General features: G+C 35.6%; 10 protein-coding genes. 2 read left to right on the forward strand and 8 right to left on the reverse strand.

Translation table 11 applies throughout. The features are described 5' to 3' along the window. Positions 1–22: 22 nt before the first annotated feature. The 3 genes from metG to JQC67_RS05265 all read right to left on the reverse strand — a co-directional run bounded on the left by metG (position 23) and on the right by JQC67_RS05265 (position 5495). A complete protein-coding gene (gene metG, locus JQC67_RS05255) occupies positions 23–2095 on the reverse strand; it encodes a methionine--tRNA ligase (protein ID WP_203251800.1) in 2073 nt (690 codons plus the stop codon). 183 nt (positions 2096–2278) lie between these two features. Next, positions 2279–3997: a DUF1501 domain-containing protein gene (locus JQC67_RS05260; RefSeq protein ID WP_203251801.1), complete on the reverse strand. Its 1719-nt coding sequence runs from the start codon at positions 3995–3997 to the stop codon at positions 2279–2281. 10 nt (positions 3998–4007) lie between these two features. Then, positions 4008–5495: a DUF1800 domain-containing protein gene (locus JQC67_RS05265; protein WP_203251802.1), complete on the reverse strand. Its 1488-nt coding sequence runs from the start codon at positions 5493–5495 to the stop codon at positions 4008–4010. Between the two features lie 198 nt (positions 5496–5693). Between JQC67_RS05265 and JQC67_RS05270 the strand changes: the two genes are divergently transcribed. Both JQC67_RS05270 and JQC67_RS05275 read left to right on the forward strand, forming a co-directional pair. Then, positions 5694–6053: a YraN family protein gene (locus tag JQC67_RS05270; RefSeq protein WP_203251803.1), complete on the forward strand. Its 360-nt coding sequence runs from the start codon at positions 5694–5696 to the stop codon at positions 6051–6053. 73 nt (positions 6054–6126) lie between these two features. After that, positions 6127–6786 carry an aspartate kinase gene (locus JQC67_RS05275; protein WP_203251804.1) on the forward strand — a complete coding sequence of 220 codons (660 nt, stop codon included), beginning with the start codon at positions 6127–6129 and terminating at the stop codon, positions 6784–6786. On the opposite strand, the gene JQC67_RS05280 is transcribed toward JQC67_RS05275, so the two are convergent. The 5 genes from JQC67_RS05280 to mfd all read right to left on the reverse strand — a co-directional run bounded on the left by JQC67_RS05280 (position 6783) and on the right by mfd (position 14673). Beyond that, complete coding sequence (locus JQC67_RS05280; RefSeq protein ID WP_203251805.1) at positions 6783–8102, reverse strand: TlpA family protein disulfide reductase; 1320 nt, start codon at positions 8100–8102, stop codon at positions 6783–6785. The genes JQC67_RS05275 and JQC67_RS05280 overlap by 4 nt on opposite strands. 30 nt (positions 8103–8132) lie before the next feature. Next, on the reverse strand, positions 8133–9407 hold the full coding sequence (locus tag JQC67_RS05285; RefSeq protein WP_203251806.1) for a serine hydrolase domain-containing protein: 1275 nt from the start codon (positions 9405–9407) through the stop codon (positions 8133–8135). A 17-nt stretch (positions 9408–9424) separates the two neighbouring features. Continuing rightward, complete coding sequence (locus tag JQC67_RS05290) at positions 9425–10714, reverse strand: acetylxylan esterase (protein ID WP_203251807.1); 1290 nt, start codon at positions 10712–10714, stop codon at positions 9425–9427. A gap of 156 nt (positions 10715–10870) precedes the next feature. Continuing rightward, positions 10871–11224 (reverse strand): TerB family tellurite resistance protein, encoded by a 354-nt coding sequence (locus JQC67_RS05295; protein ID WP_203251808.1) that lies wholly within the window; start codon positions 11222–11224, stop codon positions 10871–10873. A gap of 71 nt (positions 11225–11295) precedes the next feature. After that, the gene (gene mfd, locus JQC67_RS05300; protein WP_203251809.1) at positions 11296–14673 is read right to left on the reverse strand and encodes a transcription-repair coupling factor; all 3378 of its coding nucleotides are present in this window, start codon (positions 14671–14673) and stop codon (positions 11296–11298) included. Between the last annotated feature and the right edge of the window lie 13 nt (positions 14674–14686).

Genomic DNA, 14686 nt, shown 5'->3' on the forward strand with positions numbered 1-14686 from the left:
TTTGGCTCTATATGGAATTGTATTAGCTAATTCCTTCTCCGTTGCCAACACCATCTTCATCAGGATTCACAAAAATTAATTTACCTTCGGCGTTTTCCGTCATTAAAATCATGCCTTCACTTTCTACACCGCGTAAAGCTCGAGGTGCTAGGTTGATTAATACCGTAACTTTTTTACCTACAATTTCTTCAGGGGTAAAACTTTCTGCAATACCAGAAACAATTGTACGTGTGTCAAGGCCTGTGTCGACTTTTAGAACTAGTAGTTTTTTGGCTTTTGCCATTTTTTCTGCTGCCACAATTGTTCCAACACGCATGTCTAATTTTGTAAAATCATCGAAAGTAATCGTGTCTTTTTGTGGCATGAGCTCTTTGTTTTCGTTTTCGTTGGCCTTTTTAGTAGCCTCTAGTTTATCTAGCTGTGCTTGAATTTCAGCATCTTCTATTTTTCTAAAAAGAAGCTCTGCTTTACTAATCTGATGTTTTGCAGGCAGTAGTGTTTCTTTGGTAGCAACATCTACCCAACTTGTCACTTCTTGGGAATCAATAGCGCTAATATTTAATATTTTCTTGAGCTTAGTAGAAGTGAAAGGTAAAAAAGGTTCGCTTAAAACGGCAAGTGCGGATGCAATTTGAAGTGCAACAAACATGATGGTTTTTACTCGTTCTTCATCTTCTTTGATAACCTTCCAAGGTTCTTCATCGGCTAAATATTTATTACCCAATCGCGCAAGGTTCATTAATTCTTGACTTGCCTCTCTAAAACGATAGCGTTCTAAAGAGCTTGAAATGATTTCAGGATATTTACGGAGTTGTTCTAATGTTTCTGAATCAACTTGCGAAAAGTTTCCTGCAGAAGGAACCTGCCCGTCATAATATTTATTAGTCAAAACAACAACGCGGTTGATGAAGTTGCCAAAAATGGCAACAAGTTCGCTATTATTTCTAGTTTGAAAATCTTTCCAAGTAAAATCGTTGTCTTTGGTTTCGGGTGCATTTGCTGTTAAAGTGTAGCGCAACACATCTTGCATATCTGGAAAATCTACCAAATATTCATGAAGCCAAACGGCCCAGTTTTTTGAGGTAGATAATTTATTTCCTTCTAAATTTAAAAACTCATTCGCTGGCACATTCTCTGGTAAAATAAAATCGCCATGGGCTTTAAGAATAGCCGGGAAAATAATACAGTGGAAAACAATATTATCCTTACCGATAAAATGAACTAGTTTGGTGTCATCTGCTTTCCAATAAGGTTCCCAATCTTTTCCTTCGCGTGCGCCCCATTCTTTAGAAGAAGAGATGTAACCAATTGGCGCATCAAACCATACATACAAGACTTTTCCTTCGCCACCTTCAACAGGTACAGGAATTCCCCAATCTAAATCTCTAGTTACAGCACGTGGTTCTAATCCACCATCAATCCAAGATTTACACTGACCGTATACGTTTGGCTTCCAATCGCTTTTATGACCTTCTAAAATCCATTCTTTAAGAAAATCTTCATATCTGTTTAATGGAAGGAACCAATGTTTAGTTTCCTTGGTGGTAGGAACACTACCTGTAATAGTTGACTTCGCATTTATTAAGTCCGTGGCATTAAGTGTTGAGCCACAGTTTTCACATTGATCGCCATAAGCTTCTTCATGACCGCATTTCGGACAGGTGCCAATAACAAATCGGTCTGCTAAAAATTGTTGCGCTTCTTCATCATAAAGCTGCGCTGTAGTTTCTTCAATAAAATCGCCTTGGTTATATAATTTTTTAAAAAACTCAGAGGCTGTATCATGGTGAACTGGTAATGATGTTCGTGAATAATTATCGAAGGTTATTCCGAATTCATTAAAAGAATTTTTAATGATGCCATGATATTTATCGATAATTTCTTGTGGAGATACACCTTCTTTTTTGGCTTTCATTGGTATGGCAGCCCCGTGTTCATCACTGCCACAAACAAAAAGGACATCTTTACCTGTTAGTCTTAAGTAGCGCGCATATATGTCAGCTGGCACATATACTCCTGCTAAATGGCCAATGTGAATTGGGCCATTAGTATAAGGTAAGGCGGCCGTAATAGTATACCTAGATATTTCAGACATCATAATTCAATTAGCCTGCAAAAATAAGATTTTTAATATTGCGAACCTTCTTAGATTTTGATAGCTATTCTTGAAAAAATCAAGTTGCTGCAGTTCGTAAAGAATAGTATGTAAAATTGCAAAGCCTCCAAAACATTTGTAAGAATGTTAATGAAGGCCTTGCGCGTTGTGGGGACGAAAAATCTATGCTACCATTACAGACTTGCTCATCTTATGATTTTGTACTTGAATTCTATAAATGTATTTGCCTGTAGCTAATTGTTGTGCCATATTCTCTCTAATGTTTATTTCTCTAGAACCTTCAAACATCATTTCATTCATTACTGTACCCATATTTTGACCTAAAATATTGTACAATTGAATATCTACGTGAGCGCTGAATGGCATTTCTAGATAAATATGTGGTGCACTATCCGTTGGATAAAAAGGTTTATGAACGATAGTTTCTAATAGGCTTGGGTCGTACGGTGTTGGATTTGCCGGCTCACCATTTTCTCCAGATTCTGCAGTTGGTATGGTGGGTTCACCATCACTGTATGCGATTTCAGGAAAATCAACACCACTACAATTGAAACCTAGATTGACAGGTGCGTAGGTATGCCCTAAAATGTGTTGTTCAACTAATGGTACCGGAATACAGAGCCATTCAGCCATTACTGTGGCATAGAGGTCTCTAAAATCCATTGTATATTCTAAATTACCTCGGCCATCAGGATTGTCTAAAGTTGGGTGTTCACCCACAAAAGCACTACCGTTTAGTCCAGAGCCAAAAAATAACGTTGGTGCAGCCTTACCGTGATCAGTTCCGTTAGACCCGTTTTCAAAAATTCGTCTTCCGAATTCTGAAAAAGTCATACTAAGTACTTTATCATCTTGCTGCGTGAAAGCTAAATCGTCATAAAAATTATCAATTGCAATAGATAGATATGACATCAATCTTTCATGTGCTAATGGTTGATTACCGTGAGTATCAAATCCTCCCAAAGTAATCATATAAACTTTTGTTCCAAGATTACCTTTTATCAATCTCGCTAATAACGCCAATTGACGCGCGAAATAATTATCTTGATATTCTACTTCATTTTGACCTCTTTCGTATGCCTCATGAATTTTACCAGAATACTCATAAGTAACGTTCGCAACTCCTCTTAAGAATTCGAGTTGATCACCATACATACAATCGTCAAAAAGAGCTGGATCAAGATTGTATTGTAAGCCAGTTTCTGCAATTTCTTCTAATTGGTCAATATTTGATGCTACAAAAGCATAATTTGTTTCTTCTCCTTGAAATACCAAACTACCGAAGTTGCCAATCTGAACTGCTGCTGGAGCAACAGGTGGATTCATTAAGTAATCAGGATATATGTTTTCAAAGTGCCTTCCCATCCAACCTGTATTTAGGCTAGAGAATCCGGTTGATGTAATATCGGTATTCGCAAAAATGTCAGAACCTGTAAAATGTGAGAGGCTTTGACTTGCATAACCAACACCATGAACAGCTTTAAACTGACCTTCACCCCACATAGGCTCTAACGATTTCATATAAGTGGGTACCCCAAATTCATCTGTCAGTTTTAAGATTTTACTTTCTGGAATATAAATATTAGGCCTTGCATTTGCGTAGGCATCATATTGTTCAATAGGAATCACCGTGCTTAAACCATCGTTACCACCTGAAAGGCGAATAAGGATTACAATTTTATCGGTTTCAGCTTGTGCAATTGCTTGTGTTAATCCGGAAGGGGCAGCAGCAGTTAAAAAATTACTACCTAACATCATAGAACCTGAACCAGCTATGCCTAAGGCTTGTAAAAAAGAACGTCTGCTCCAGTTCTTGTGTTCTTCATCATGACCTTCATGTTGTAGGCCCTTGAAAGGTGTATTGTCATGGGTATCGCACATAATTGTAGGTTTATTTTAGTTGAAATTCAGGTTGTCTTACTAAGTGTAAAAGCAAAAGATATACTTGGGAATCTGCGTTTGGTAGCATCATACTCCATGATCCATTTTGGTAAACCATATCACTTTCATAGGGTTCTCTAAACACGTCAAACGCTGCGCTGTAATCTGGAATCTCAGTAAGTAATCCTTTTGGAGTTATCTTATCAATAATTGCTCTAGCTACTTCGTCAGGATCGTTAGTGGTGGCTCCATTTGGTCCAGTCGCGTCAATACCAAAAGTTCTAAACTGTTCTTTGTTGCTTTCCCAGAAATTTTGAACGAACATTTCAGATGTTAACCAGCGACCTATCATAAAGTTGGTGTTAATCCAAGATCGATTACGCTGCCATCCAGCAACGTCAAAGGGGTCAAATAGTTCTTGACTTAATAAAGTACATGCGCTAATAGTGCTGTTTAAAACGGTATTATCATACGAGAAGTTTGTTTCCTTGATAAGGTTGAAGTACATATCATACGGACTTTTAATAATAACACCTATGGCGTCATCATCAAAAAAGTGTTCGCTTTTAAAAAGTTCAGACAGTACAGGGGCTATTTCAAATTGACTGGCAATAAATGTATCGGCCATGCCTTGAATAATAGTTTCAGCATTTCCCGCTTCATCTTGCGAATCAGGGTGTACAAAAAATTCATATAATTTTTTGCAGATGAATCCCGCTATTTCATTGGGCCGTTGCTCAAATAGAATGTCAATTACATCATCATAACCCCAATTACCAGTTTGACCTAGAATTGTTTTTGAACCAGCATCGTGTTTTTCTGGGTCAAAAGTTACAGTTTCGCAACCTAGTTCACCTCGTTCAACATAACCAGATAATGCTCTCGCGGTTTCTATAATATCTTGTTCCGTGTAATTGTTTCCTTCTCCAAGTGTGAAAAGTTCATAAAGTTCTCTTCCGTAATTTTCATTTGGGTTGTTACCGTTATTGTATACACCATCTAAGTAATATAGCATGGCGCTTGTAAGGCCAATTTCACTAACAAAAGTTTTGAAGTTACCTAAAGCATTTCGCTGTAGACAATTAACATAATGATATAAAAATCCATTACAATTATATACATCTAGTTCTGTTACAAAATGATTGCTCCAGAAAAAACTCATTCTATCTGCTAAATTATTATCTAATAAAGCGTTTGTGTAGGCTAGGCTAAATTCTTCTCGTTGTGAGTTTACAAGGTTATTTCTAGCTTCATCATTATCTGGGTAATTACTATTATTCCAATTTGCCCAAGTAGGCATTGGTATTGGTGCAGAATTAGCAGCTTCATTCATTAAAGTATTAACAACATCAGTCGCAGATTGATTAATTGCTGCATTAATGGTTTGTACTGAAGCGCTAAAACCAAGTCTTCTATAGAGGTGTTCAGCTTTATTTTTGTCTAATGGGGTAGTGTACGGCGTTAAGCCAGAAGTATTACAATTAATGAAATATTCCATAATCAAGTAGGCATTAATAGGTGACGTTCAAAGTGCTTGGGGCTACTAAATAACGTGATTAATCTAGGTATAGTACGTTTGCCAAACTAAATTCGACGACGTGCATAATGATTTACGGTTAGTTAGTTGATTAAAGACGTTCAATCATATGTTTTTTCGATGAAATGCACTATTTTGATATTATAATTTTATAAAGCCTTGGGAAAACATAATGAATTTGGAAAAGAAGGGGAGCAGATAGCCGTTGATTTCTTAATTAAAAATGGGTATAAGATTCTTTGTCGTAACTATCGTTTTTTGAAGTCGGAAATTGATATTCTTGCTAAGAAAGAAGATGTTTTGGCTGTTGTTGAGGTGCGAGCGAGAAGTAATGACAGGGTTATTTCAATTGCTGATACTATTACAACTAAGAAAATCAAACTTTTAGTAGCGGGGGCTCATCAGTATATTATTGATAATGAGTTAGATGTGGAAGCTCGTTTTGATGTGATAACAATTTTAAAAAACAAGAAAATCTTTAAGATTGAACACTTAGAAAGTGCTTTTTATCATTTTTAGTTAAATCTTCTTATTTTTTCTTTTGTTTTATTTGTAACAATTTGTTATGTTTACGCATAAATCAATAGGAAGCATGAAAACTATCTCTTCTGTAGTTGAAGAATACATCAAGAAAAAACCCTTTTTGCAAAGTGCTTTAGCACAGGGTATCATTAACCTTACCTCACTTTCAAGAATTATTAAGCCTGAAATTCAAGAGGAATTATCAAAGGAAATACGTAATGGGGCTATAGTAATGGCTCTTAAAAGATTGTCCGATGACCTTGAGTTTCGAGCAACCCATAAAATTGTAAAAGTTTTAAAGAATATTGGCGAAATCACTGTGCGCTCATCTTTGACCGATTATACATTTCTAGCGTCAGATACGGTATTGCATCAACAAGCTAAATTGCTTGAAGCTGTTAACGTCAATCAAGATGTTTTTTACACTTCATCAAGAGGTGTAAATGAAATCAATATTGTTGTAAGTAATATCATTGATAATATTGTTGAAGAATTATTTAGAGCTGAGAAGTGTACCCAAAAAGCAGAGAACCTTTCATCTATTACTGTTAAGTTACCTGCCGAGAACGTATCAGTACCTGGTATTTATTATTTTATTTTTCAGAGACTAGCATGGGAAGGTATTGTTCTTTACGAAGTAATTTCAACTACCAATGAGTTTACCATATTAGTTGATGATGAACAAGTAGATGTGGCTTTTAGAACTATCAAAGACTTAAAAACACTTTAGTGTTCTAAGAATTTTATAACCTCTTTATCGCTTTCTGGTTTTGCTATAATTCTTTTTTGATTGTCAAGAATATAGTATGTTGGTGTTTGGTGAATATCATATAGTTTGGCATACTTACTTTCCCATTTTCCTAAAGCTATTGCGTGTTCAAAATCAGCTAGTTTTTCAGACTCTAATCTCCAGGTTACTTCATCATCTTCAAGACCAACAGCAATAACCTTAACATTGGGGTGTTTTTTTAATTCTTTATGCATTGCCGGTAATTCATGTAAACAATGTGAGCATGTACTGCTCCAGAAGATTACTAAATAGTTAGTGGTATTTTTTATTGTGCTAAGTTTTTTCACTTCACCTTTTGATTGCCATTCTATTTCTGGCGCTATGGCACCAATTCTTAAGCGATTCTCAGCTACAATTTTTTCAAGTGTCTTTTTATTTTCTTCTGATTTAGCTTTTGAGGTTAGGTATTCATTTAAAATAAAATCTGCTGTATTGTTTAACTGTAGAGCTATTGCATTTTCCCAAACTGCGTGAAGAAGAACAAATTGATAATTTTCAGGTAATTCTTGAATTTTAGTTGCTATCAGTTTAATGTTGAGTTGAATTTCATTTTCGGTCTCAACATCAGTTAGTGTTTTTAAGGGTAAGGCCGTAAATACATAATTCACCAACTTATTCTTTATAAATTGTGAGCTTTGAAGAATTGAATTATTTAAATCTATATACTCGAAATAACTCTTTTTTTTGCTTTCAATATATTGTGTTGGCGTTAGATATTTTGTTGAAATAAAAGGACGATTTGCTTTAATTAAATTCGATACAAGTAAATTATTCGCCTTGTTTTCGTATGAATTTTGAATATTAAGTAGATCTTCATTGAGTTTATTATACTTATTAGTATTTTTATTACCTTCGGAATAATAGTTGATTATTCCTTGTTCGGAATCTGCAATTTCATTAAAATATGTACTGAACAGTATATTTTCTTTAGATGCCGAAAAAGTTAGAACTTCGTCTGATTTAAAGTCTAAAATTATGTCTTCATTTCCGCTGTATAAAATGTCAAAATAAAATTCATCTTGCGGCACAGCATATACTATTCGGTATGTTCCTGGCAGGGCACTTTTTGGTATTTCTAAGTTAAACTGTCCTTTTTTTATTGAGGTATCCGCAACATAAGCCTGTGAAGTAGGAGTAAGGCGATAAGCAATTATCCATGAGTACTCATCAGCAGGTGAAAATGTACCTGAAATAGTATGTTGCGCATATGAGAAATATCCTAAGAAGCAAAGAATAAATAGTAACGTTTTTTTCATAATCTAATAAAAACAATAATTGAACCAAGTTTAATTAGTTCCGGTATAAGGTCCATAAATGGCATCTCGAAAATCTTTATGTAGTCCGATTTGATCGTATGGGAATAATTGAACAAAGAGAACAGCTGTGATTTTATTCACAGGGTCTACCCAAAATAAAGTACTCGCGGCTCCATCCCAAAAGAATTCACCTACTACACCATTATTTTCTTCACTATCAGCTGGTGGTGCTATGCGAACTGCAAAATCAATTCCAAAACCAACTTGCCCTTTGTTGGGTAACCAATTTCGTTCTGTGATACTATCTGCTAATTGATTTGTAGCCATTAGTTCTATGGTCTCTGGTTTTAAAACGCTAACTGAATCAAGACTGCCTTTATTTACCAACATTTGGGCAAATCGCATATAATCATCAAGCGTTGAGGTTAGGCCTGAGCCTCCACGTGTAAAGGGCCATTTGTTAGTGTAGTTACTGTATGTTATTGTATCTCGTTCTATGACGCCTTCACCCGTTCTTCTGTAAAGAGCAGCAAATCTTGAACGATCTTTTTCAGGAATAAAATATCGCGTCTCGTGCATGCCTAGTTTGTCTAAAACATTTTTTCTGACATACTCATTATAGGGTATGCCTGATATTCGTTCTACTAAAAATGCTTGAGCATCTACACAAGGGCCATATTCCCATTGTGCGCCTGGTTGAAACCAAAGTGGAATATTTCCTAACTTTTCTGCAAATGTTGTTAGTGAAGTTTCTCTATCATAGATGTTGGCTTTGTTTAAAACCTCACTTAGACCTGGAATTTCACCTCGATTTGGAAAACCCGCTGTGTGCCTAGTCAAATCGCGAATTGTGATGGGCCGAATTAATGGTTCAGTTAAAATATTTCCTGAGTCGTCAACACCTGTATAGACAGTCATGTTTGAGAATTCTGGAGCATATTTTTCTACAGGGTCATCTAATTCAAATTTACCTTGCTCATATAAAGTCATCAGGGCCGTACCTGTAATCGGCTTCGTCATTGAATAAATTTGAACAATAGTATTCCTGTCCATTGGTTTTTTGGTTTCTCGATCAGCATATCCGAAAGCATTGTAATATACTTCTTTCCCATTTTCATACACTAAGGCAGAAACACCTGCAATATTTCCTGAATCAACAAAACCTTTTAAGGTAGCGTTGATTCGGGTTACTACACTGTCTGTGATGATTTCAGAAGCGTTATTGTCTGCTTTGCTGTTCTGTTCTTTACAAGATGACAGAAAGATCAATAGCGTGAATGCGCAATAAAGAATGTTTCTTTTCATAATAGTTGATTGTAGTATTATTGTCTTAACTTATTATATAGCCATACGTTACGTTGTTCACGCTGTTCAGGAAAGGTCCAATGCTGGGTTTCTTGAAAAACATGAAGCTCTTTTTTTGCAGGAATTACATTGTAAGCGGAAAAAGTAGAGACGGGTGAACACACATTGTCATTATACCCCCAACTGTACCAGCCGTCTGCTTTTACGAATCTTGCAAAGTTAACCACGTCATAGTACTTTGAAACTTCTATTTTTTCAGGCTTATTTGTAAAATCATCTACAAAAATTTGAGGCCATCCACCAGCTCTTCCATGTAAAAATCCAGTCATGTCAGAAAGCGCAGGATAAAATGCAGCCAGGTAATCAATACGCTCATCTAGTCCAGCAACAACTATTGAAAGTGCACCGCCTTGGCTGCCACCGGTAACGCCAATATCCTCGCCATTAAATTGATCTAAGCTTTCTATGAAATCTACGGCTCTAATGCATCCTAAATATACACGGCGATAGTACATATTATCTTTATCATCAAGATTGAAAGTTTGGTAATTGTTGAGTGGGCCGGCTCTTAAATCATCATAAACACTTTTGTCTAAATTTACTGGAATTCCGTGAATGCCAATGGTAAAGGATACAAATCCTTCAGCGGCTTCATTTATTTCACCATAATAGGGTCTAATACCAGCACCAGGAACATGTAGTATGGCAGGATATTTTCCTGCTTTTTTTGGTGTTGTTAAAATACCGTAAATCTTTCCTTTAATGTTGTCAAGTTTTACATGGTACACATTTACCTTATCAGTACAGCGTTCAGGCATTAAAGTAAGTACGGGCTTCATGGCTACTTCGGCTAATTCAGCTTTTCCATTTTTCCAGAAAGATTCAAAATCATCGGGTAATGTGGTGGTTGGTTTTATTTTATCAGGAGAAAATCCAACTGTGGTATACGATGAATATTCTTTACCATCTACAATAACAGTTGCAGTACAACGCAAGAAACCGGCCTGTTTGAATTTAGGGGCTTTTACTTTTGTGTTATTAGATAAAGTAAGTGTGCCTTCACTTAAGGTTTTGATTTGACGATAACCCGAATCAGGTTCAATTTTGTAGTTTATTTCAATGCCTTTTAACTGAACATTGTTTTGTAATACATTGATAGTAAATTCAGCTTGTTCACCAATATTGTATGTCCAATCAGAATGATCAGGACTAATAATAACATTTACTAATTGTTTACTGGGTTGGGCTGTTAGGTAGAAACTTAATAGCAAAGTAGCGATTAAGAAGGCGTAATTCTTTTGTTTCATTTTTGAAAAGGCTTTGTAATTCTCGATTAGTTACCTCTGAATGAGGTTTATCAAACTAATATAGTGGAATAAATGGGTTTTAAGAAACCCATGCCTACCTATACTTTCAAAAATGCGAGTGAATTATTTTAGTTGAAATAATTCGAATACTAATAATTACTTGGCAGCTACAGCACCTTGACGCACACCAATATATTCAAAAATGGAAGCAATTAATTTAGATTCCGTTTCATGAATAAAACCATCAGAAAGAGCAATTTCCTCTAAAATTGAGGCAATTTCTTGTTTCTTTTGATATGACATTTCACGCAAAACAGCACGACCTTGATCGAGACTCATGTTTCTAGCTTGTAAAATGAAATTGGTTTCAAAATCAATGCGCCTCATAAGTTGACTTAAGGCGTTGATTTCTCCTTGGTGAATAGTGCCATCTGCAACAATTACTGCATCAACGGCCTGTACAATAGCAAATTTTTCTACAAGAGAAAAACCTAGAGTTGAAATTTTCATATTTCTAATTGTGGGGTTTAGAAAGGAACGAAGTTACATAATAATGGTTGAAAAACACAAAATTATCCGTTTTAAGATGCTAAAACCTCGGTGTAACTGTTGTTGAAAGGAGTTAGCGCATCCAATGCCTTCTCAATGGTGTTGATTCCTTCAAACACTAATAGTAATCGCAATCCGTTGCGAGTTTGCTTTTCTTTCAACTTACATTTTTTCGGGTTTGATTGCGCAAAATGCAGCACTTTTGTGAACGCAGCACTTTGATAAAATTCAGACTGTTGGTCGCTGATAAAATACCCAATTAGCTTTCCTTTTTTAAGCACTATTTTTTCTAATCCTATACTGTTGGCAATCCATTTAATTCGAACAGAATTTAATAAATCTTCTGCCTCAGAAGGTAACTCGCCAAATCGATCAATCAATTGATTTTCATAGTTGCGTAAACCAGTGTCGTCCTTAATTTTATTAAGTTCAGTGTATAGGTTGAGACGTTCTGTAATATTATTTATGTAGTCATCAGGAAATTGTAATTGAAAATCAGTGTCGATTTGAGTTTCTTTTACAAAAACCTTTTCTTGATGTCCTTCAACTTCATTATAAAGTTCTTTAAACTCATTTTCTTTAAGTTCATCAATTGCTTCGGCTAATATTTTTTGATACGTTTCAAATCCAATTTCATTTATAAAACCACTTTGTTCGCCGCCTAATAGGTCACCGGCGCCTCTGATTTCCAGATCTTTCATAGCAATGTTAAAGCCACTGCCTAATGCTGTAAATTGTTCAAGTGCCTCAATACGCTTGCGCGCATCTGGCGTCATAACTTCGTAGGGCGGAGTGATAAAATAGCAAAAGGCCTTTTTGTTACTTCGCCCTACTCGCCCTCGCATTTGGTGTAAATCACTTAGTCCAAAATTATTCGCATTATTTATGAAAATAGTATTGGCATTAGTTACATCTAAACCACTTTCAATAATAGTTGTAGAGACGAGTACGTCAAACTCGCCATTCATAAAACTAAGCATTAAATTTTCTAATTTTTTACCTTCCATTTGACCGTGACCAATACCCACTTTAGCGTCGGGTACAAGTCGTTGAATCATGCCAGCAACTTCTTTAATGTTTTCTATTCGATTGTGAATGAAAAACACCTGTCCGCCACGTTGTATTTCATAGCTGATAGCATCACGAATGACTTCTTCATTAAGTCTAACTACTCTGCTCTCTATAGGGTATCTATTCGCAGGTGGTGTATTAATTACAGATAAATCACGAGCTGCCATAAGACTGAATTGCAGTGTACGCGGAATCGGTGTTGCTGTTAAGGTTAAAACATCGACATTCTCTTTAATTGATTTTAATTTGTCTTTTACAGCAACTCCAAATTTCTGCTCTTCATCAACTATTAATAGTCCAAGGTCTTTGAATTTCACATTTTTATTTACCAATTGATGTGTGCCAATGATAATATCAACTTTGCCAGATTCTAACTTTTCAAGAGTTTCACGCCGCTCTTTTGTGCTGCGAAAACGATTCAAATAATCTACAGTAACCGGCATTTCATTCAAACGTTCTGAAAAGGTTTTATGATGTTGAAAAGCCAAAATTGTGGTAGGCACCAAAACAGCTACTTGTTTGCCATTGTCTACAGCTTTAAATGCTGCCCGAATTGCTACTTCTGTTTTTCCAAAACCAACATCACCGCAAATCAATCGATCCATTGGGCGTTCACTCTCCATATCACGCTTTACATCTTCAGTAGACTTACTTTGATCAGGAGTGTCTTCATAAATAAATGACGCTTCTAGTTCGTTCTGCAAATAGCTGTCAGGGTCATATTGAAAACCTTTCTCTAATCGGCGTTTTGCATAGATTTTAATGAGATTAAAAGCGATTTTCTTAACACGTGATTTTGTTTTTTGCTTCAGTTTTTTCCAAGCTCCAGAACCTAATTTATAGATTTTTGGCGGTGCACCATCTTTACCGTTAAACTTAGAAATTTTATGTAATGAATGAATACTTACATAAAGGGTGTCGCGATCACCATACATTAGTTTTATGGCTTCTTGTTTTTTACCTTCTACTTCTATTTTCTGTAATCCACCAAATTTTCCAATACCGTGGTCAATATGTGTTACATAATCACCAATCTCTAATTTATTAAGTTCTTTAAGGGTGATTGCTTGTTTTTTAGCGTACCCATTTTTAAGTTGAAACTTATGGTAGCGCTCAAATATTTGATGATCGGTATAACAAATGACTTTTAAATCATCATTGATGAAACCTTGATACAAAGGTAGAACCAGAGTTTCATAGTGTACATTTTTACTTGTATCTTCAAAAATTGCATGAAAGCGTTTAGCTTGTTGCTCGCTTCCGCAGAAAATATGATTGGTGTAGCCTAATTCTTTGTATTCGTTTAAATTTTCAATAAGTAAGTCAAATTTTTTATTGAATGAAGGCTGTGGTTTTGTAGCGAACTCAATTGTGAATTCTGATTCTATTTGCTGGGTTTTTGTTTCGAGTAAAAGAAATTTAGCTATTTGTTGCTTAAACTGGGCTGAATTTAAAAATAGTTCTTCTGGCTCTGCGTGTTTTATGTCTTCGGATAGTTTTGTGAAAGCCAATTCGGCCTTCGCAAAGAAATCATCTAATCGTGCGAAAAGAAAGTCTGTATTTTTAGCAAAAATGACCGTTTCAGAAGCGATATATTTCAGGAAGCTCTCTCGTTTTTCTTCCATTAATTTATTTGCCACATTGGGTATAATGCTTATTTTTTTCACTTTTTCAGTTGACAATTGTGTTTCAACATCAAAAGTTCGAATACTATCAACTTCATCGCCAAAAAACTCAATTCGATACGGTTCGTCATGTGAAAACGAAAAAACATCTACAATACCACCACGCACTGAAAATTCTCCAGGCTCGGTAACAAAATCGACTCTTTTAAAATGATACTCGAAAAGAACTTCATTTAAGAAATCTAAAGAAAGTGAGTCATCTATTTTAATCTTAAGTGTATTCTTTTCTAATTCTCTACGTGTTACTACTTTTTCAAAAAGAGCATCAGGGTAAGTGACAATTATTGCTGGTTTTTTACGCGAATTAATACGATTCAATACTTCTGCACGAAGTAAAACATTCGCATTGTCAGTTTCTTCAATTTGATAAGGTCTTCTGTAGCTGCCTGGGTAGAAGAGTACATCTTTTGAGCTTACCAATTGTTCTAAATCATTCAAATAATAGGCAGCCTCTTCTTTGTCATCAAAAATCAACAAAAAGGGTTTGTCAGAATTAGTAAAGGCATCTGCTAATACAAACGATAGTGAAGATCCTGAAAGTCCTTTTAAATGTACTTTTATAGGGGCGGTAGGTTGAGATTGGGCAATAAAATCTCTAAGTTTCCGAGATTTCGGAGACTCTGTAAACAGTTGTTGAATGCTATTTTGGGTCAACCGTTGAATTTTG

This window comes from Aurantibacter crassamenti (assembly GCF_016811105.1).
Taxonomy (GTDB): Bacteria; Bacteroidota; Bacteroidia; order Flavobacteriales; family Flavobacteriaceae; genus Aurantibacter_A; species Aurantibacter_A crassamenti.